Source organism: Thermoflexibacter ruber (assembly GCF_900113045.1).
Taxonomy (GTDB): domain Bacteria; phylum Bacteroidota; class Bacteroidia; order Cytophagales; family Thermoflexibacteraceae; genus Thermoflexibacter; species Thermoflexibacter ruber.
Window position 1 is genome coordinate 1 of record NZ_FONY01000057.1, and the last position, 19,786, is coordinate 19,786.

Consider the following 19,786-nt stretch of genomic DNA (forward strand, 5'->3'; position numbering starts at 1 on the left):
GATAGCCTTTAATAATACTTTGATAGTAATATTTGAAACATTTCATGCCTGATATATGATAATAAATCACAATTGCCATGATTTCTGAACAAGACATTTTTTCTTGTGGTACAACTTGTCCTTGACTTAATTGATACTGTTCAAATTTTTTAGCAAAGTCATCACAAGTAATGTAAATTTCTATTAGTTTTGTTGTGTTCAATATTAAGTACATAGTATTCTTTGATTAGTGTAATTTTCAAATATACTATATTTATTAATATTGAACATTTTTTATCATAAAAAATTGACTTTTAAGCAATTACCTCAATAACTCACGTTATTATGTTTTTCAAATAAACATATAGAAACGTCCATGCCGTCTTTGTTTCTTTCTTCTTTTTGCCTAAGCAGGGAGATAATATCTTCGTGCAGGTAAGAAAGAATTTGGGCAGGGTTGTGAACTCCTTTTTCTTTAATAATTTTATGTAACAAAGTATTTCCTATCATAGACATAAATGCACCAGCTACTCCGTGTCCCGTGCAATCTGCCAAAACTACAATAGCTTTTTGGGTACTTACCTGGTAAAACCAGTAAAAATCCCCAGAAACTACATCTTTGGGCAGATAGATAGAAAAATAATCTGTAAAAAAGTTTAGAACTTCACTTGGCTTGGGCAGAATAGTATCTTGGAGGCTTTTGGCATACTCGATACTTTTATTCAAGCGTTTGGTAGTATCTATGAGCTGCTTCTGTTGAGTATCTAAGGTTTCATATTGCTTTTGTAGTTCTGTTCTTTGCATTTCTATCAAAGCATTTTTCATTACAAGGGATTCGTTGATAGCGGCTAATTCTTCTTGCTGTTGGTTCAACTCTTCGTTTTGAGAAGTAATCTCTGCATTAGCTTTTTTCAATTCTTTCTCACTTTGCTTAATGAGCAAGGACTGATAAGTAATAGAAATCACGGAACAGATAGAAGTTGTGAACATTATCTCCTCTACTTTCCACTTTCTAAAGCTAAACTGATGTTCAAAGCAAATTACTCCGCCCAACTTACCACCTATGTAAAAAGGAATATCCAGCATAGAGCAGATTTGCAATGGCGTAAGATATACCTCCGCAAATTCAAAAGTATATTCGTTAGTCAGGGCATTATCAGCATTGATAATTACCTCATCTTCTAAGGCTTTGAAATAGCTTGGAAAATCTTTTTGGTACAAGACCGTACCTTTACTGTGCGTCTGATAAAGTTTCTCATACAAATCCAAACATGCGATGTAGCCTTCTTCCTCATTGTAACTCCAAACACTTACCCTCGTTACATCTATTACTTTGGAAAGGGTTTCTGTGATGAGCATGAGTGACTGTTCCCAATTTCCCTCTTGTATGCAAGGATTTTTGATGATTTCTGTAAGATAGTGAGTATGATTCTTTATCTGAGCAAGGAGCATATCAAATTTGGTTTGATAATGAGTGGCTTTTATTTTGTGGTAAAATACTGCTTTCCCTGCTTTATCGTCTTCTTCTAAGGTATGGAGATAGGTGAGTAAATTTTGATATATTTCCTGACTTATAAAACTATATTCTTTGTCCTCACTTCCAAAAATATTTACGAATGCACCTAATTGGTCGAGTTCTTTTATTATCTCTGCTTCATCATATTCTAAAAACTTGCTTAAATCACCTATCGAGAATGTATAGCCAATAGATGACGCACAGGCTAAAATAGCGAACTGCCAATGACTTAGTTTGCTAAATAATTGACTTGGCATAATTTACATATTTTGTAATACATATCTTGAAAAAGAAAGTGGTATGAGTAGGCTAACTAAATTTTGCTGAAAGACAAAATGATTTGGGTATAAATCTAATAGTATATTTTCTTATTTGCAAGAGGGAAATACTACTTTAAATTCACTACCTTGATTGGCGATACTCTCGACAGTGATAGTCCCTTGAAGTTTCTCTACAATAAGGTTGACAATGTAAAGCCCCATGCCTGACCCACTCGTAAACTCTGAACCTCTGAAAAACATATCAAAAATACGGTGCTTGATGTTTTCCCCAATGCCCATGCCGTTGTCAGCAACTTTGATAAGTAGGTGCTTATCTTTTATTTCTAAAACTATTTTTACAAAATCCTCTTTTTTAGACTGCTGCATACGATGGCGGATACCGTTATCTACTAAATTGCAGATTAGTTGAGCAAGCAGTTCCTCATCAGAAAGAAATGTGCCTCCATAGTTTTTGGTTTCTATCAAAACTTTGACGTACTCTGCATTTGGATTAGGTATTTCTTTGAGTTTTTCCAAAGACTTCGCCCATAACTTATGCAAGTCTATAGGAGTAACGTCTAAGACTTTCTTTTTAATATCTTGAATGCCTGTGATTTTGCTAAGTGTTCTCAAGGTTTGATTGGTATGCTTGATAAGCAAAGGCAGATAAGTAGAAACATTCTCTGTATTGAGTTCCATGAGGTTCATCAACCCCAAAAGGGTTGTCAAGGGGCCTCTAATGTCGTGAGCGGCGCGGTAAATAAAATAGTCTAACTCATCATACGCCTTTTGCACGGCGGCGGTTCGCATGGCTACGCGCAGCTCTAATTCGGCATTGATTTTTTTAAGTTCTTCTGTACGAATTTCTAAGAGTTCCTCTAAGCGTTTCTTTTCCTGCTCTAAAAAAAGACTGTTTTTTACAAACCTTGCATTAACTGCCTGCATTAACTCTTTCTTAGTGAAGGGCTTAAAAAGGTAGTCATCAGCTCCCATGCCCATGGCATAGCGTACATCTTCTTGGCTGGTGCGTGCAGAGAGGAAAACAAAGGGAACAGTAGCGGTTCTTTCTTCTGCTCTGAGGCGAGAGAGTACCTCATAGCCGTTCATGTCAGGCATTTCTACATCACAAATCACTAAGTCAAAGGGTTCCGTCTTGGCTTTTGCCAGACCTTCTACGCCATTAGCAGCAATACTGACCAAAAAATGCTCACTTGTAAGGACGTGAAACAAAAGTTTCCTTACTAAATCGTCATCTTCTATTACGAGAATTTTTTGGTTTTTCATTGAAAGTCTGCGTGAAGAAATCAAAAAAATTAATCTACAATAATACAAGAAATTTTGTTTGCAATTAGTGATTCGCCAAAATTTCTGCAAAGTGCATCACTTTGATATTCTTCTTCTGTCGCCTAATAATTCCTTCCAAGTGCATGAGGCAAGACATATCGCCTCCTGTGATAACTTCTGCATGGTGCTTCTCGTGGTCATGCACTCTGTCTATGCCCATTCTGGCGGAAACAGCCTCTTCCGATACGCAAAAAGTGCCACCAAAGCCACAACACTCATCTTTTCTGTCCAAATCTACCAACTCCAAGCCTTTTACATGAGAAAGCAATAGCTTAAGTTTAGAGAAATCTTCGCCTACAATTTCAGAAGATTGGGCTTGCCTAAGTCCCCTTTGTCCATGACAACTAAGGTGCAAACCTACTTTATGAGGGAAAACTGCCCCAAAATCTGTGATTTTCATTACATCTACCAAAAAGTCGCAAAGTTCAAAAGTTTTTTCTCTAATATGTGTAATTTCTGCACTATGCCCTAAATGCTCGTAACGTTCTCTTACATGAAGCACGCAACTTCCCGAAGGAGCGACGATATACTCATAATCTTTGAAATGCTGAACAAAAAGCCGCATCACAGGCTCAGAATCTGCTTCAAAACCAGAGTTTGCCATAGGTTGCCCACAACAGGTCTGCCTCAAAGGGAACTCTACTTCCAAACCGATTTTCTCTAAGATTTGCAAGGTCGCTATGCCCACTTGGGGGTAGAATTGGTCGACATAGCAAGGAATAAACAAGCCTACTTTCATGTTTATAATTGGATAGTGCCTTCAAATACTTTTTCTGCTTTGCCTTTGAGGTAGATATTGGTAAAGTGCAATCCGTTTTTGTGGTAAGCCACTGCCAGCTCTCCTCCCATGACCTTGATTTTGACCTCGAACCCCACGCCTAATCCTAAGCTACTGATTCCGTTCATTGTTGGGTTGGCTAAACTCTCTGCAATAGCACAAGCGGTTACTCCTGTTCCGCAGGAGAGCGTTTCGTCTTCTACGCCTCTTTCATACGTCCTGACAAAGAGATGCTTGTCCCCGACTCGTTGAACAAAATTGACATTAGTTCCCTTTTCTCTAAATCTGTCATTATAGCGGATAGCCTTGCCCTGACCAAAAACATCAAAATTTGCTAAATTTTCTACGTAGCTTACGTAGTGAGGCGAGCCTGTGTCCAAAAAATAAAAGTCCTTCTCTTGCTCTACGGTATCTACGTCTTTCATTTTCAAGGAAACGATACCATTCGTGATGCTTGCTTCGTGCAGCCCATCAACGGCATTAAATACAGTTTGGTCTTTAAAAATGCCTAAGCTATGAGCAAAAGCCACAATACAACGCCCTCCATTGCCGCACATAGACCCCTCTTTGCCGTCAGCATTAAAGTAAACCATTTTAAAGTCTGCTTTTTCATCATTCCGAAGGAGTATCAGCCCGTCAGCCCCGATGCCAAATCTGCGATGGCAAAGACGTGCAACTAATTCATTATTATTGGTATCAAATTGTTCTTTGCGGTCATCTATCATCACAAAGTCATTTCCTGTACCTTGGTATTTTTCAAAAAAAATTTTTGTTAGAGGTGTCATTTTATTTTTGAATTACTTTTTTTGCTTAGGTCAAGATACTAAAAAGAACAATCTTAGCAAAAAAGAACTAATTAAATATATCTCGTGAGTTAAGATTTAAGTAATTGATATTCAATAAAAAAATATTCGTTAACTATAGTACTGATTTTCTAAACCGTAATGGAATTGTCGGTTTAGTTTCTGACAGTTCTACTGTAGCTTAGAAGGTCAGACCTACGAAGAAGCGATTAATTGCTGAAAACTAATCAATCTTGATTACATAGGACTTTATTTCATTAACGCTGTAATCTCTTTTAAGTTCTCTATTGCCTTTCAGACAACTTCCTGAAAATCGCTTGTCTTTTATCCTTCTGCTTATTTTCTTACCAACAAATATAGTTTTTTTTAACGACGGCAAATTTTTCTTATATAATTTAATTTCTTCTCGCTATTCTTTGTCATAATTTTTCTCTTACTGTTTTTTGTTTTAGATTTGCAGAACTTTATTGACAGGAAAAAGCTATCTGCTTGATATTAAAGCAGATATTTATTATTAATCTATACTTTGCAAATTTTTATGGCGACAACAGCAGATATTTCTATTGGCTCATTCATCAAGCACAATGGAGAACTTTGTGTGATTTTGGAATACGAACACCGTACTCCCGGTAACTTGAGGGCTTTTTACCAAGCAAAAATGCGCAATATCAGAACAGGGAAATTGGCAGAATATCGCTTCCGTGCTGGCGAATCTGTGGAAGTAGTAAGAGTAGAACAAAAAGAACTACAATACCTGTATGCTGAAAGCGACAGTTTGGTGTGCATGGACAATGAAACCTACGAGCAGGTGTATGTGCCTAAAATCTTTTTTGGAGATAGCCTCCAGTTTATCAAAGAAGGGGTTACAGTTATTATTGGTTTTGATGGAGATAATCCTATATTCGGACAAGCCCCGCCTACCGCTATTCTACAAATTACTTATACCGAGCCAGGTGTAAAAGGAGATACTGCCACCCGTGCTATGAAGCCCGCTACTTTGGAAACAGGAGCAAAAATTAATGTCCCTCTTTTCTGCAATGAAGGAGAACTTATCAAGGTAGATACACGCACAGGGGAGTACATGGAAAGAGTAAAACAATAATTTTAAATTAGGAGTTATAAGCTATGGATTGTGAAATTTCATAGCTTATAAATTCATTTGTATTGTTATGGCACTCAAAATCAATACTCAAGCGCCTAATTTTACCTTGCCTTCTACCTCTGGCAGTAGCTTTACGCTTCGTAAAGACATGGCAGATAAACCTTGTGTGTTGTATTTTTACCCCAAAGATTTTACCTTAGGCTGTACAGCAGAAGCGTGTGAGTTTAGAAATGAGTTTGAGGAGTTTGCTAACGTAGATGTGCCTGTTTTGGGCATAAGTAAAGACGACATAGCTACTCATCTCCTATTCAAAGAAAAATATTGCTTACCTTTTGACCTCTTGGCTGATACTGCGGGGATTGTAATCAAAATGTACGATGCAGTCATTCCTATTATTGGTTATACCAGACGTACTACCTACCTTTTAGATGCTTCTCATAGAATTATTGCAGTATATGATAATGTACTTTATCCTCAGGGACATATCTCTGCCATGATTCAAGCAATTAGAAAAAATCTCACTCCATAAAGGCAATGTTAGCAAGTATTGAGGAATATATACGACAGAATCCTATAGAAATTATTGGCTCTTTGCTTACTATATTAGCGATTTGGCTCAATACTAAACAAAATGCATGGGGGTGGATAGTGGGAATTTTAAGCATCGTTTGTTATATTTACGTTTTTGCAAGTGTTTGGTTATTAGGAGATTTCCTATTGAATATTTATTTTTTTGTTACAAGCCTCTACGGGTGGTATCAGTGGAGATATGGAAGCCAAGAACACCAAGAACTTGCTGTAAGCCTCACAAAATCCAGTGAATTACTTATTTTAATTAGCCTTGCTATTGTAGGGGCTGTCCTCTTGGGTATGCTTTTTAGTACTTACCCCCAAGCGGCTGTACCTTATTGGGACGCAGTCATTACCTCTTTTAGCTTGGTAGCTCAGTGGCTTTTGGCTCGCAAAAAATTGGAAAATTGGTTGGTATGGATTTTTGTAGATGTGCAAGCAAGTATGATATACTTTTACAAAGACCTGATAGTAACAGGCTTTCTCTATATTATACTTACGATATTAGCCGTCAAAGGATATATGAATTGGAAAACCTCAATGTCTTAAAACTGACTTAGAAAGTCATAGCTACACGGTAGGCGATATTAGCTGACTTGGAAAGTTAGAACTACTTTAGAAAAACCTTCTATCAAATCCAATAAAATCTGCCAATGAATAGCATAGCTACAAAAATAAAACTCCCAAAAACTCGGGAGTTCTATTCCACTTTAAACTAAACTAACAAACAAATTTCTTTTTTCATAAACAAAGTTAGCGATTAATTTGTTTAAGTTTCATATAATTTAGCTTAAATTTTTTTTCACAAAGCGATAGGAGTATTTGCCTCCTTATTATGCTTCATACAAAAGTCTATAATATTCGTCTGCCATTCTACCAGAGTCAAAGTAAGGTGTTACCTCGCTCATGCTACGTTTCATCATCTCCAACCATTTATCATGGTGGTCATAGTACAAGGGAATTATCTCATTTTCAAGAATATCATACATATTTTGGCAATCAATCCTATCCTGCTCGTCAAGAGGGAGGCTTGTGTCCACAGGGGGAATAATGAAAGCATTTTCTCCATGTCTTGCAAACTCAGCTACCCAGCCATCCAAGATGGAAAAATTGATAGAGCCGTTCATGGCAGCGGTCATTCCACTCGTACCAGAGGCTTCCTGCGGTCTTCTTGGGGTATTCAACCAAACATCTGAGCCACATTTTAAAAGACGCGAGAGGGTAAGTTCATATCCTGTTAAGACGGCACAGTTTGGCATTTTTTGGGTATATCGTACTAAGTGATTAAAGGTGCTTATCCCGTGCTGGTCGAGGGGATAAGGTTTCCCTGCCCATATAATCTGTACGGGCTTATCTTTGCGAGAGATAAGAGCCATGAATCTTTCATAGTCCGCAATGAGCAAATCTGGTCTTTTGTAGCCTGCAAATCTTCTTGCCCAAACAATAGTAAGTACGTCTGGGTCAAAAAGTTCGCCTGTCTGGTCGCCTACAGTTTCAAAAAGACGTTTTTTCAAATGCCTTTTTCTTTTGAGTAAAGCCTCGTCGTCATGCACCGCTAAGGCTTTGACCAAATCAGTATCTGCCCAGTATCGCTTGTTTTGTGCATTAGTAATAGAAATGATAGGGCAAATTCCTTCGTTGCCTTCCCACATTTTTCTTGAAACTTCTCCATGTATTTTGGATACCCCGTTAGCAATTTTTGCCATTCGCAAAGCGGTAAGCGTATAGTCCAGTTCATCTCCCTCTACTTGGGTTATTTTGCGTATTTCAGGGAGGGGAGTAAAGTTGAAAAAGCTCATTTTTTCCAATAGCCACATTTCATGCACCGCATTTCCTGCTCTTTCCGGGGTATGGGTAGTAAAGACAAAACGTTTTTTAACTTCTTCTAAATCACGATACTTAGAATACAAGTAAAAAGCTACAGGCAAGGCATGCCCTTCGTTGATGTGGTAAATATCTGCTCCTCCAAGTGCCTCGACTACTTTTGCACCGCCTATGCCTAAAACGATGCTTTGAGCAATACGCGCTGCCAAATCCCCATCATAGAGCTTGTGCGTGATCGTTTGTGCTAAATAATCATTTTCAGGAATGTCAGTAGTGAGCAAATAAATAGGTACTGTATTAAAAATCTCAGGACGTAGATACATGGCTTTGACATAAATCTGATGCCTGTCCACATATACAGGGACAACAATACCTGTGTCCTCTAAGAAGTTATAGTTACGAGCCTGCCACTGCACGGTCATCTGGCGAAACTCATCGCTGGTTTGGTTAAAGTAGCCATATTTCCAGTGAATCCCAATACCTATAAGGTTTTGCTTGAGTTCATAGGCACTTCTCATGTGTGAGCCAGCTAAGTAGCCCAGACCTCCTGCATACAGCTTAAGAGGCTGATGAATAGCATATTCCATGCAAAAATAAGCGACCCGCTTGCTATATTTGGGATTGGGCGTATAGGGGTGTTGCCAAGTATTAAATTTTTTATCTGACATAATTTTACGAATCTAAGGTTTTGTGGTTTATTATAGAAAGGAAAGTTATGTTTTTTAAAAGTAAAAAACAATAAGTTGTACCTTTAAAATTAATCTGTATTTTTGTTTGATAAGAAAAAATTGCATACAAAATAAATATTTTTGGTATTTGATATGGCAGAAAATATGAAACCCATTCGTGTAGGGCTTGCTTGTTATGGAATGTCTGGAAGCATATTTCATGCACCTTTGCTTTCAGTAGATAAGCGATTTGTTATTAGTAAAATAGTAGAAAGGAATACTGAAAAATCTCGGCAAAAATATCCTTATGTGAGTGTAGTAAAAAGTTTTGATGAAATATTAAAAGATGAAAGTATTGATTTAGTAGTAGTTAATACGCCAAATCAGTTTCACTTTGAGCAAGGCAAGGCGGTGCTAATGGCAGGAAAACATTTGATATTGGAAAAGCCTGTAACTAATTTTTCTTGGGAAGCCCAAGACTTGATTGAATTAGCTAATGCAAAAAATTTAATTTTCAGTGTTTTTCATAATCGCCGATATGACGGGGACTTTAAAACAATAAAATCAATTGTACAAAATAAGTTGTTGGGAGATTTAGTCGTTTATGAGGCACATTATGACCGATTTCGCAATTACATCGCTGCAAATACTTGGAAAGAAGAAGAGGGGGTAGGTTCTGGGATTGTGTACAACTTGGGTTCGCACTTGATAGACCAAGCCCTACATTTGTTTGGTATGCCTCAGAGTATTACCGCTAAAATTGGCAAACAGCGTAGAGGAAGTCAAGTAGATGATTTTTATGAGATTTACTTGGATTATCAAGCAAGAGCCAACGGTTTGCAAGTACTGCTCAAATCAAGCTATCTGGTAAGAGAAGCTACACCTAAATACTTGCTACATGGCAGTTTTGGCTCTTTTGTTAAATACGGCATAGACCCACAAGAGGAAGCCCTGAATAATGGTATTCTACCAAACACACCCCACTGGGGCAGAGAAGATAAGCAGTTTTGGGGTAAACTTAATACAGAAATTGCAGGGCTGCATTATGAAGGGCATATAGAAACCTTAGCAGGTTCTTACCCTGATTTTTACACTAACATTTATGAGGCAATAAGGGAAGGAAAACCTCTGGCAATAAAGGCAGAAGATGCTTATAATACTATCAAAATCATTGAGTTGGCTTATCAAAGTAACCAAGAAGATAAAACAATTTATTTATAGCTTATTCGCTTGGTCGTTCCATGTAAATATGTGGTATATTATCTTCTACATAAATATCGCTTACTTGACGAAACCCTAAACTTTCATAAAACCTGCGTAAATAAAACTGTGCCCCAATTTTCAGGGTTTGTTTGCCAAATAGCCTTTCACTCTCCTCAATAGCTACTTGCATGAGTTTCTTGCCAATTCCAAACTTACGCATAGGTTGTGCTACAATTACCCTGCCGATGCTTGCTTGCTCGTAAATTGTATTTTTGTCAAATAAACGCGCATAAGCGACCAACTCCTCGTTTAGCCACCCCATACAGTGATAGGCTTGCTGGTCTTTGCCGTCCATATCTTGAAAAACACAGTTCTGCTCCACTACAAATATGGCTGTACGTAGCTGTAAAATCGTGTATAACTCCTCTACACTAAGTTCTTTAAAAGGTTTTGTTGTCCACGTAATATTCAATTTATTATTTTCCATTGGCTAATTTTAAAATCTATGATAATGATTACTTCTAACAAATAGATATTAAGCACTCAAAAGTATAAGATAATTTTACCAAATTACATTAAAAAATAAAGTAAAGTCAATCAAAATAAAAGGTAAATTTTTCAGTAACCATATAAATTCTTAACTTGGTATCATTATGCTTTTTTCTGCTCCAAGTGAAATAAATGCCTTGCTAAAAATTTCTAATTTTATCTAATCAAAATTCTTTATGAAGCACATATTATTAGTTTCTGTTTTTTCTGCTTTTATTTTTTTGCAATGCGGCTCGCAAAAACCTGCTACTTCCAATCAAGTAGAAACTTCTGCACCCAAGACTGCTACCAATGAAATCATTGTAGGCGCGGCGCGTTTTGAGGCTTACTTGCCTTTGCTCAAAGACAAAACTGTAGCTATGGTAGTAAACCAAACCTCTGAGGTAGAGGGCAAGCACATCGTAGATTGGCTTTTGGAAAAAAAGGTAAACGTAAAAAAAATTTTTGCTCCCGAGCATGGCTTTAGAGGTACGGCAGATGCAGGCGAGAAAATTCTTAGTGGAGTAGATGAAAAAACAGGGCTTCCTCTGATTTCTCTGTATGGCAAAGACCGCAAACCAAGTGAGGAGCATCTCAAAGAAATTGATGTAGTAATCTTTGATATTCAAGATGTAGGGGCAAGATTTTATACCTACATCAGCACTATGCACTACGTCATGGAAGCCTGTGCCGAGCAGGGCAAAAAAATGATAGTATTAGACCGCCCTAATCCTAATGGTGATTACGTAGATGGCTTTGTATTGGACATGAAGCACCAATCTTTTGTAGGCATGCACCCTATTCCCGTAGTACATGGCTTAACAGTGGGCGAGCTTGCCCAAATGATAAATGGCGAAGGCTGGCTTGCCAATAAAGTAAAATGTGCCTTGGAAGTAATCAAATGCGAGAACTATACACACAAAAGCAAGTATTCTTTACCTATCAAACCCTCGCCTAATCTTCCTAACGATAGAGCCGTTTACTTATATCCCTCTTTGTGCTTTTTTGAAGGCACTATCGTTAGTTTAGGCAGAGGCACAGACAGCCCTTTCCAAGTAGTTGGTTATCCTGACTACCCAGATAAAACTTTTTCTTTTACTCCTAAAAGTACAGAGGGAGCGAAAAATCCTCCTTTGAAAGACCAAGTTTGCTATGGAGTAGATTTACGACAAACACAAGACTGGAAATACCGCTTTTCCTTGCATGAACTCATCAAGTTTTACAAGTCTGCCCCCGATAAGTCCAAGTTCTTCAATGACTTCATCAATCGTTTAGCGGGGACTGACCGCTTAAAAAAAATGATAGAAGCAGGGAAAACAGAAGAAGAAATCAGGGCAAGCTGGCAAGAGGAGTTGGTAGCTTATAAACAAAAAAGAAAGAAATATCTGCTTTACGAGGATTTTGAATAAAGGTTGGGAAAATAATTGCTTCTTATAGATACTATTTTTTGAAAATCAGTGAATTTACTTATCTTTGGAAAAACATAGAAAATCATCATCAATCATTTATTCTTAGCAACTATCATGGGTGTTTTTAATATCAAGCAAACAAAAACTTACGATGTCTGTATTATAGGTTCAGGAGCAGGCGGAGGCATGGCGGCGTATATGCTTACCAAAGCTGGTGCAAGTGTGGTCATGCTTGAGGCAGGAGGCGACTTTGACTCTGCCAAAGGCGATATGTTCAAGTGGAACTACGATTCGCCACGCAGAGGTGCAGGGACTTTCCGCCCTTTTGGAGATTTCGATGCTTGCGAAGGAGGCTGGAAAATAGAAGGGGAGCCATATAGTACAGTAGGCGGAACGGAATTTATGTGGTTCAGAGCAAGAATGTTAGGCGGAAGAACAAATCACTGGGGACGTATTTCTTTACGCTTTGGACCTAACGACTTTAAGAGAAAAAGCATTGACGGAATTGGTGATGATTGGCCTATTACTTATGATGATATTAAACCCTATTACGATAAAGTCGACCAACTCATTGGTGTTTTTGGACAAAAAGAAGGAATGTATAACGAGCCTGACGGCATTTTTCTTCCCCCTCCAAAGCCAAGAGCGCATGAGTTACTCATCAAAAAAGGCGCAGAAAAAGCAGGAGTAAAAGTTTCTTCCTCAAGGCTTTCTATCCTTACCCAACCCTTGAACGGTCGCCCTGCCTGCCACTACTGTTCTCAGTGCAATCGCGGTTGCTCTACCTACTCTAATTTTTCTTCCCCTTCCGTACTTATCAAACCTGCTTTAGAAACAGGAAAATTAGATATGATACTAAATGCGATGGCAAGAGAAGTTTTGACTGATAAAGAGGGTTTAGCGACAGGTGTTTCCTATGTAAATACGCAAGATGGTAGCGAACACCAAGTGAGTGCCAAAATAGTTATTCTTGCTGCAAGTGCCTGCGAATCTGCTCGCCTACTTTTAAATTCTAAATCCTCTGCACACCCCAACGGATTGGCAAATTCTTCTAATGTGGTAGGAAAATACCTTATGGACACAGTAGGAGCGAGTAGAGGAGCTATTATCCCTGCACTTTTTGACCGAATGCGTTATAACGAAGACGGCGTAGGTGGAGGACATATTTATTCGCCTTGGTGGCTGGACAACAAGAAGTTAGATTTTCCAAGAGGCTATCATATAGAGTATGGCGGAGGTATGGGAATGCCGGGCTATGGTTTTATGTGGAATATTCACCAATTAAATAATAAATTGGGGGGGAATAGACCCAAAGGCGGTGGCGGTTATGGCTTGCAACTCAAAGAAGATTACAGAAGATTGTACGGAGCAACTTTTGGTATGGCTGGCAGAGGGGAAGGCATCGCTTTTAAGGAAAACTACTGCGAAATAGACCCTAATACAGTAGATAAATATGGCATACCTACCTTGCGCTTCCATTATAAATGGTCTGATTTTGAGATAAAACAAGCCAAGCACATGCACGAAACTTTTGAAGAAATTATCCATAATATGGGAGCAATCCCATTAGGAGAAAAACCGGGGAAAGATAAAAATTATGGTATAAGCAAACCGGGGGAGATTATCCACGAGGTCGGCACAGCTCGCATGGGTAGTGACCCTAAGATGTCTGCCCTTAACAAGTTCTGTCAAGCACATGATGCCAAAAATGTTTTTGTAGTTGATGGAGCTTCTTTTGTTTCCCAAGCAGATAAGAATCCGACTTGGACAATTTTAGCCTTAGCGATGCGCACTTCAGAGTACATTGTAGAACTAAAGAAACAAAATGCCTTATAGCACATAATATTTTCTTTTGTCTTAGTAAATATAGATAAAATCTTACTTTGTATGTATTATTTGATTTTTGATGTAGAAACGACTGGCTTAGAAGTAGGCTATCATGAGATTATTCAATTAGGTGCTTGCCTTTATGATGCAAAATGGAATCAAATCAGTACTTTTCTAACCAATATTTACCCCGAACACAAAGACCGTTTCTCGATACCAGCCTCAAAAGTTCACGAACTATCTATCTATGATTTAGATGAAGCACCTCAGTTGCATGAGGCTTTGGGAAGTTTTGAAGGTTGGGTATTAAAAAATATCAATGGGGGGAAGCAAAATGGACGTAGTACTCTAAGAAATGTAATGCTTTGTGGACAAAGCGTAACTACAGATATTAATTTTCTAAAAACAGCCTATAATCAACAACATATCTCTTGGGAGTTTTCTTATCGTGTACTTGATTTGTTTGTACTGTCCAACTACTTTTTTAGTATTCTAAGATTCAATAACATCAGCACTCCCAAATCCTTGAGTTTAGGGGCAGTGGCAGAATATTTTGGCTTTGAACGAGAAACAGAAGTGCATAATGCTTTGGAAGATGCTATTCTAACAGCTAAATGCCTGAAAATCATTATGCTTAATGCTAAAAAGTTTCAAATCAGTGAAGAAGAATTAGATTTTGAAGAATAAAAAAGTGTACTAAAAATCAATTTTAGGCTTCATATTTGCGATTTGATTTTAGATTTTTGCGTAAATAATTATTTTTATTACACACGTTAAATTTTTTAATGAAATGCCTAAAAATAAACTTTTTAGAAATTACATAAGTATTTTACTTTCCTGTTGCCTGCTGATAACCTCTTGTATGTCTGGCAAAAAACAGTTTTACATTCAAAATCCTAAGTTTTCATCTGAGAAAGTAGTAGAAGTAGAAAATCGCCCCCCAACCTATCGCATACAAGTAGATGATGTATTACTTATCAATATTAAAGACATGAAAGGCGAACCTTTGGGGGAGTTCACTTTCTCTCCAAGTGAAAATAGAGTAATCATGCTCAATGCCAATAATGCAGAAGCCAATTTGTACATAAATGGTTATACTGTAGATATAGCGGGCTTTATCAATGTCCCAACATTAGGAAGGATAGAAGTAAGAGGCTTGACCGTAGAAGAAATAGAAGATAAGCTAAAAAAGCTATTAGAGGATTACATCAAGAACCCTATTGTATCAGTCAAATTAGGAGGGTATAAAATTTCTGTCTTAGGAGAAGTAAGAAATCCGGGAAGATATTATCTTTTTAATAATAGAATTAGTATATTTGATGCACTTGCTATGTCAGGGGATTTGAAGGAATATGCTGATAGGAAAAATATTAAGCTCATTAGAGAAACAGAAAAAGGCACAGCAACTATTTTAGTAGATTTGACCAAAGGCGATTTGCTTGAATCTCCCTATTACTATTTGAAGCCTAACGATATTCTGATAGTTTCACCAAGTAAAACTCAACTGAGGAGAGCTAATTTTCCTGTTATTACGACAGCATTTGCGGCTATTTCTTCTTTGATAGTGATTTTAAGATTTTTTGATGTACGTCCTTAATTTGACATAGATAGTTATCAGTAATTTCAAATTATAAAAAAATGGAATTATGAGTCAGTATTTTAAGAATGAAAGCTTAGACTTAGGATTTTTGTTTAAGCGTATTCTCGCTCACTGGTATTATTTTGTCATTTCAATACCTATAGTGATAAGTTTGGCTTTTATTTACGCTAAAGGTTTGGACAGAGTTTATGCTTTTGTAGCAAGTGTGATTATCAATACCAAACGCTCCGGTCCTGTCAATCCCGATGAACTGCTCGACGTCATAGAAGGGGGGGGCGATAGGAATATTAATACTTCCAATGAAATAGGTATTCTAAGCTCTGTAACCGTCATAGAGCAAGCCATGAGAAAATTGGACATAGGTATAAGCTATTACATGGTAAAAAAATTTAAAACTACTGAGTTATACAAAAATGCCCCCTTCAAGGTGCTACTTGATTCCTCAGCCCAACAATTATTAGGCGTAAAATATAACATTACTATTCTTTCAGACAAAGACTTTAAGATTTCTTTTGAATCAGAGCAGGCAAAAGGATATATCCCAGATAAACAGGAAGTTACTGACTATGTATGGAGAGGAAAATTCTCAAAGAAACATAAATTTGGCGAACCGTTGAGAAAGGATTTTATCAACATGACTATCGTCAGGAATGAAAAATACAACGTAGATAGCGAGGCTCAGTACTACTTTACAATCAACAATTTGTACGAAATGGCTAAAGCCTACAAAGGAAAGCTAAAAATCAAACCCTTAGAGAAAGGCTCTCAAATCCTGCAATTAGAAACTCAAGGTACTACTGCTCGCAAAGAAATAGATATGCTCAATAGTTTAATGGATATATTTATTGAGCTAAACTTATATGAGAAGAATATCAAGGGAAGAAAAACTTTGGAGTTTACCAAAGAACAGCTCAAACAAGCTACCGAAGACCTGCTAATCTCCCAACGCCAATTAGAAGGGTACAAAACTAACAAGCAACTTATATCCATAGAAGACCAAACCAAACTTGCAGTAGGTTCTTTAGAAAGAGCCAGAAATGATATTTCTGCATTGGAAATAAAGTTAAACTACTATAAAAACATACAGTCCATCATCAACAATGATGAACTGCTTGCTAATGCCAAAATTCCCGCTACTACTAATATCACCGACCCTACGCTTTCTAATCTATTAAATCAGTTTACATCTTTACATCAACAGAAAGTAAGATTGGAAATATCCTCTGGAGAGAAAAGAACTATCCTCCAAGAAGTGAAAACCAATATGGAAGTGGTCAGAGAACTTATGAAAGATTACGTAAGCAGTGCTATTAGTTCTTTTGATATAGAAATGAGAAGTGCAAGGCAGCGACTTGGAGAATATAGACAAAATACCGACCAACTGCCTCAAAACCAAACTGTAATTACGGACTTAGAAGCTAAGTTTGCCTTTAATAAAGCAAGATATGAGTTCCTTCTGAAGAAAAAAGAAGAAGCAGAAATCAGCTTAGCTATTAGTACCCCAGACATTAGAGTAGTAGATAGAGCAAGGCAAGTAAGTAATGCCCCCATTTCTCCTAATACAAAATTTATCTATCTTATGTCATTATTAGTGGCTCTTGGCTTACCTATTGGCTTGATAGTCATTAAAGATATGATTAATGACAGAGTGAGAAACAAAGAGGAACTCCTTGAGCATACAAAAATACCTTTGGCAGGTATTATAGGCAGTGGAGGTAAAAGTGTAAAAATTGTCTTATTGGAACAGCCAAGAACGCTTACTGCTGAAACTATACGTACTACCAGAACAAATTTGGATTACTTAGATGAGAATACCCAAAAAGTAATAGGCTTTACTTCTGCTTTAGATTTTGAGGGAAAAACTTTTTGTGCTGTAAATATAGCAACTGCTTTTGCCTTAGCGGGGAAGCGAACTTTACTTATCTGTGCAGACCTACGAAAAGCAAGTATTAGGAATTATTTTGATATTCAAGAAGAGGGACTTTCTGACTTTCTACTATCTTATCAACCTACTTCTGTAAGAAACTACACCATTGAGTCTGTGATTCAACATACAGAAATAGAAGGATTAGATATTATGCCTGCGGGCAAGATAGTAAGCAATCCCTCCGAACTGCTAAGTTCAGACCTAATGGAAGACCTAATGAGCGAGTTAAAAAATAGGTATCATAAAATCATTATTGATACTCCGCCTATTGGATTCGTTGCTGATTACTTCACATTAAGTAAATTCATGGACTTAACGCTGTATATCGTCAGGGCAAATAGAACAAAATATAATTCTTTGGAACAAATCAATAAATTAGTAGAAGAGGAAAAACTTAAAAACGTTAAAGTAATCCTTAACGATTTTAAGTTTTCTTCAAGCTATGAGGCTTCTTATCATAAAGGAGGCTATGCTTAACAACTCCCAACAGCATCATTGATTATTTAATATCCTTTGGATTCAGTAACTACTACATTTTCAGCACTTAGTCCAAAGCGTTTTTTGGCTTCTTCTATAATAGCCACCGTAGCAGTTGCTCCAATACGCGTAACTCCTAATTCTCTGACTTTCAACAAATCGTCAAGCGTTCTCACTCCTCCTGCCGCCTTGACTTGTATAGAAGGAGCAGAGAATTTTCTCATAAGTATCAAATCCTCTACTGTTGCTCCTTGATAAGAATATTTGCCATCACTTCCCTTGACAAAGCCATACCCCGTAGAGGTCTTTACAAACTCTACTCCTACCTCGCTACAAATCTCGCAAAGTTTGATTTTGAATTTGTCTTCTGGCAAATAATCATTTTCAAAAATAACTTTTAGGATAGCCCCATGCTTGATGCAAGCCTCATGAATTTGATAAATTTCGTCTTTTACATAAACCCAGTCCTCGCCCAGCACCTTCCCAATGTTCACCACCATATCTATTTCCGTAGCACCCTCTTGGCAGGCTTGTATTGTTTCTGCTACCTTGATATCTACGGTACTGCTTCCGTGAGGAAAGCCAACTACTGTACAAACAAGTACATCAGAACCTGCTAACCACCGAGCAGCCTCTTTGACGGCATAAGGTTTGATACATACAGAAGCAACCTCATATTTCTTAGCCACAGCACACCCTTCTTCTAATTCTCTATCGGTCATAGTTGGGTGCAAAAGTGAGTGGTCTATCATCTTTGCTAATGCTCTGATTTCATTCTCCATAGTATATTTTTATAGTCTTAGAATGTATTACTAATAGCGTACTTACTTGTATTACAATACAATAGACTGTAAATATAAAAGTCTTTGATATTAGTAGTGTAACGCCTTTGGATATAAAGCATAGGACTTTTGAAAGTCAATTTGAGTAACTCACTGTATAGCCTGTTACTTAATATTGCTTTGATAGCTTGCTCTACCCCTGTAACTTCTATCTGAAATTTATTTTGTAAGGTTTTAAACAAAGAATCCTCTAATAAGGGCTCTTTGATGATATTTTCTAATGGTTTTTCTGATATAATGTTAGGTAAATAAGTCTTTTCCAACATGACGGGCTCATCATCTACAAATCTTAACCTTTCTAAGAAAATGCACTTACTTTCTTTTTCTTTTTGAGAAAGCTCATATAAAAAATTAGGGGGAAAACTTTGAATAGAAAGAGGCTGCAAAATTTGAGTTTTAATACTGTATGCTTTACCTACTACTTCTGAAAATCCTTTGAACGAAAGCAAGCCCAAAGAACGTATCTGTGCTTTGATAAAAGAACCTTTGCCTTTTTCTTTATATATAAGTTCTTCCTGTAATAACTTATCAAGGGCATGACGAACTGTAACCCGCGTAGTTTGATAAGTCTTACATAGGTCATTCTCAGAAGGGAGTAGGCTACCAGCTTTGTACTTCCCCTCTTGAATCTCTCTTTTGAGGTCTTGATAGATAAGCGTATAGATAAAATTCTTTTCCATGAAGGCAAAAGTAAAACAATTGACTTGTATATACAAGTTTTTAAAGAATTATTTTGCCTTACGAACATTATTTTTTAGAATAAAAATTTATATTTGTCTAAGGCAGATTGGTGGTGCTTTCAAATGTATGATAATTTTATGTGTTTAAAAAAATCCGTTCTCATCGGTACAATCTGTGTCATCAGTGTTCCAAAATAGAACACCGATAATACGGATTTGGCTGATAAACACAGATTTTTATTCAAAAAAACACTTTTCTCATCAAATTGATAACAGTAGATAAAATACCATCATACAATTGGAATCAGCATCGGCAGATTTGATGTGTAATTTTTGGAGTACTATATGACAGAACAAACGCAAGAAAAGCTATTTGTATTAAAAGCCTCTGACGATGTCAATTTGGGCATGGGTATTTTTGCACTTGTTTCCTTAGGCGGCGTATTCCT

The 19,786-nt window shown here is 37.2% G+C and carries 17 protein-coding genes and 1 pseudogene; 9 read left to right on the forward strand and 9 right to left on the reverse strand.

Annotated features, from left to right (window positions below; all coding sequences use genetic code 11):
* The 5 genes and pseudogenes from BM141_RS23200 to dapF form a co-directional block, all read right to left on the reverse strand.
* A pseudogene (locus BM141_RS23200) lies at window positions 1–214 on the reverse strand (IS982 family transposase); the annotation flags it as partial.
* A 92-nt stretch (window positions 215–306) separates the two neighbouring features.
* Window positions 307–1,752, reverse strand: coding sequence for a GAF domain-containing SpoIIE family protein phosphatase (locus BM141_RS20330; protein ID WP_091549299.1), 1,446 nt, complete (start codon window positions 1,750–1,752; stop codon window positions 307–309).
* A 111-nt stretch (window positions 1,753–1,863) separates the two neighbouring features.
* Window positions 1,864–3,039, reverse strand: a complete 1,176-nt coding sequence (locus tag BM141_RS20335) for a hybrid sensor histidine kinase/response regulator (protein WP_091549300.1) — start codon at window positions 3,037–3,039, stop codon at window positions 1,864–1,866.
* A 64-nt stretch (window positions 3,040–3,103) separates the two neighbouring features.
* Complete coding sequence (locus BM141_RS20340; RefSeq protein WP_091549301.1) at window positions 3,104–3,838, reverse strand: (Fe-S)-binding protein; 735 nt, start codon at window positions 3,836–3,838, stop codon at window positions 3,104–3,106.
* A 2-nt stretch (window positions 3,839–3,840) separates the two neighbouring features.
* Window positions 3,841–4,662 carry a diaminopimelate epimerase gene (gene dapF / locus BM141_RS20345; RefSeq protein WP_091549302.1) on the reverse strand — a complete coding sequence of 274 codons (822 nt, stop codon included), beginning with the start codon at window positions 4,660–4,662 and terminating at the stop codon, window positions 3,841–3,843.
* A 556-nt stretch (window positions 4,663–5,218) separates the two neighbouring features.
* On the opposite strand from dapF, the gene efp reads away from it, so the two are divergent.
* The 3 genes from efp to pnuC all read left to right on the forward strand — a co-directional run bounded on the left by efp (window position 5,219) and on the right by pnuC (window position 6,901).
* Complete coding sequence (efp, locus tag BM141_RS20350; RefSeq protein WP_091549303.1) at window positions 5,219–5,782, forward strand: elongation factor P; 564 nt, start codon at window positions 5,219–5,221, stop codon at window positions 5,780–5,782.
* Window positions 5,783–5,849: 67 nt separating this feature from the next.
* Entirely contained in the window at window positions 5,850–6,311 is a 462-nt protein-coding gene (locus BM141_RS20355; protein ID WP_091549304.1) for a peroxiredoxin, read from the forward strand.
* A 5-nt stretch (window positions 6,312–6,316) separates the two neighbouring features.
* A complete protein-coding gene (gene pnuC / locus BM141_RS20360; RefSeq protein ID WP_091549305.1) occupies window positions 6,317–6,901 on the forward strand; it encodes a nicotinamide riboside transporter PnuC in 585 nt (194 codons plus the stop codon).
* Window positions 6,902–7,185: 284 nt separating this feature from the next.
* Here the strand turns inward: pnuC and glgP are convergent, their stop codons facing one another.
* Entirely contained in the window at window positions 7,186–8,844 is a 1,659-nt protein-coding gene (gene glgP / locus BM141_RS20365) for an alpha-glucan family phosphorylase (RefSeq protein WP_091549306.1), read from the reverse strand.
* A gap of 165 nt (window positions 8,845–9,009) precedes the next feature.
* On the opposite strand from glgP, the gene BM141_RS20370 reads away from it, so the two are divergent.
* The gene (locus BM141_RS20370; protein ID WP_091549315.1) at window positions 9,010–10,065 is read left to right on the forward strand and encodes a Gfo/Idh/MocA family oxidoreductase; all 1,056 of its coding nucleotides are present in this window, start codon (window positions 9,010–9,012) and stop codon (window positions 10,063–10,065) included.
* Window position 10,066: 1 nt separating this feature from the next.
* Here the strand turns inward: BM141_RS20370 and BM141_RS20375 are convergent, their stop codons facing one another.
* On the reverse strand, window positions 10,067–10,534 hold the full coding sequence (locus BM141_RS20375) for a GNAT family N-acetyltransferase (RefSeq protein ID WP_091549307.1): 468 nt from the start codon (window positions 10,532–10,534) through the stop codon (window positions 10,067–10,069).
* Window positions 10,535–10,772: 238 nt separating this feature from the next.
* Here BM141_RS20375 and BM141_RS20380 point away from each other — a divergent pair, with 238 nt between their 5' ends.
* The 5 genes from BM141_RS20380 to BM141_RS20400 all read left to right on the forward strand — a co-directional run bounded on the left by BM141_RS20380 (window position 10,773) and on the right by BM141_RS20400 (window position 17,815).
* Window positions 10,773–11,984, forward strand: a complete 1,212-nt coding sequence (locus BM141_RS20380) for an exo-beta-N-acetylmuramidase NamZ family protein (RefSeq protein ID WP_091549308.1) — start codon at window positions 10,773–10,775, stop codon at window positions 11,982–11,984.
* A 114-nt stretch (window positions 11,985–12,098) separates the two neighbouring features.
* Window positions 12,099–13,820, forward strand: a complete 1,722-nt coding sequence (locus BM141_RS20385; RefSeq protein WP_091549309.1) for a GMC oxidoreductase — start codon at window positions 12,099–12,101, stop codon at window positions 13,818–13,820.
* 51 nt (window positions 13,821–13,871) lie between these two features.
* Window positions 13,872–14,498, forward strand: coding sequence for a 3'-5' exonuclease family protein (locus tag BM141_RS20390; RefSeq protein ID WP_091549310.1), 627 nt, complete (start codon window positions 13,872–13,874; stop codon window positions 14,496–14,498).
* A 175-nt stretch (window positions 14,499–14,673) separates the two neighbouring features.
* Window positions 14,674–15,408, forward strand: coding sequence for a polysaccharide biosynthesis/export family protein (locus BM141_RS20395; RefSeq protein WP_177217480.1), 735 nt, complete (start codon window positions 14,674–14,676; stop codon window positions 15,406–15,408).
* Between the two features lie 49 nt (window positions 15,409–15,457).
* Entirely contained in the window at window positions 15,458–17,815 is a 2,358-nt protein-coding gene (locus BM141_RS20400) for a GumC family protein (protein WP_091549312.1), read from the forward strand.
* Between the two features lie 26 nt (window positions 17,816–17,841).
* Here the strand turns inward: BM141_RS20400 and deoC are convergent, their stop codons facing one another.
* Together deoC and BM141_RS20410 are read right to left on the reverse strand one after the other, a co-directional pair.
* Window positions 17,842–18,597 (reverse strand): deoxyribose-phosphate aldolase, encoded by a 756-nt coding sequence (deoC, locus tag BM141_RS20405; protein WP_091549313.1) that lies wholly within the window; start codon window positions 18,595–18,597, stop codon window positions 17,842–17,844.
* A gap of 17 nt (window positions 18,598–18,614) precedes the next feature.
* Window positions 18,615–19,337 (reverse strand): GntR family transcriptional regulator, encoded by a 723-nt coding sequence (locus BM141_RS20410; protein WP_091549314.1) that lies wholly within the window; start codon window positions 19,335–19,337, stop codon window positions 18,615–18,617.
* Window positions 19,338–19,786: the final 449 nt, after the last annotated feature.

Excerpts from the sequence above, each read along its gene's own strand:
- pnuC (WP_091549305.1), top strand. The coding sequence starts at position 6,317 with ATGTTAGCAAGTATTGAGGAATATATACGACAGAATCCTATAGAAATT.
- BM141_RS20375 (WP_091549307.1), bottom strand. The coding sequence starts at position 10,534 with ATGGAAAATAATAAATTGAATATTACGTGGACAACAAAACCTTTTAAA.
- glgP (WP_091549306.1), bottom strand. The coding sequence starts at position 8,844 with ATGTCAGATAAAAAATTTAATACTTGGCAACACCCCTATACGCCCAAT.
- BM141_RS20410 (WP_091549314.1), bottom strand. The coding sequence starts at position 19,337 with ATGGAAAAGAATTTTATCTATACGCTTATCTATCAAGACCTCAAAAGA.
- BM141_RS20390 (WP_091549310.1), top strand. The coding sequence starts at position 13,872 with ATGTATTATTTGATTTTTGATGTAGAAACGACTGGCTTAGAAGTAGGC.
- BM141_RS20395 (WP_177217480.1), top strand. The coding sequence starts at position 14,674 with ATGTCTGGCAAAAAACAGTTTTACATTCAAAATCCTAAGTTTTCATCT.
- efp (WP_091549303.1), top strand. The coding sequence starts at position 5,219 with ATGGCGACAACAGCAGATATTTCTATTGGCTCATTCATCAAGCACAAT.
- BM141_RS20335 (WP_091549300.1), bottom strand. The coding sequence starts at position 3,039 with ATGAAAAACCAAAAAATTCTCGTAATAGAAGATGACGATTTAGTAAGG.
- BM141_RS20400 (WP_091549312.1), top strand. The coding sequence starts at position 15,458 with ATGAGTCAGTATTTTAAGAATGAAAGCTTAGACTTAGGATTTTTGTTT.
- BM141_RS20355 (WP_091549304.1), top strand. The coding sequence starts at position 5,850 with ATGGCACTCAAAATCAATACTCAAGCGCCTAATTTTACCTTGCCTTCT.
- BM141_RS20380 (WP_091549308.1), top strand. The coding sequence starts at position 10,773 with ATGAAGCACATATTATTAGTTTCTGTTTTTTCTGCTTTTATTTTTTTG.
- BM141_RS20385 (WP_091549309.1), top strand. The coding sequence starts at position 12,099 with ATGGGTGTTTTTAATATCAAGCAAACAAAAACTTACGATGTCTGTATT.
- BM141_RS20340 (WP_091549301.1), bottom strand. The coding sequence starts at position 3,838 with ATGAAAGTAGGCTTGTTTATTCCTTGCTATGTCGACCAATTCTACCCC.
- BM141_RS20330 (WP_091549299.1), bottom strand. The coding sequence starts at position 1,752 with ATGCCAAGTCAATTATTTAGCAAACTAAGTCATTGGCAGTTCGCTATT.
- dapF (WP_091549302.1), bottom strand. The coding sequence starts at position 4,662 with ATGACACCTCTAACAAAAATTTTTTTTGAAAAATACCAAGGTACAGGA.
- deoC (WP_091549313.1), bottom strand. The coding sequence starts at position 18,597 with ATGGAGAATGAAATCAGAGCATTAGCAAAGATGATAGACCACTCACTT.
- BM141_RS20370 (WP_091549315.1), top strand. The coding sequence starts at position 9,010 with ATGAAACCCATTCGTGTAGGGCTTGCTTGTTATGGAATGTCTGGAAGC.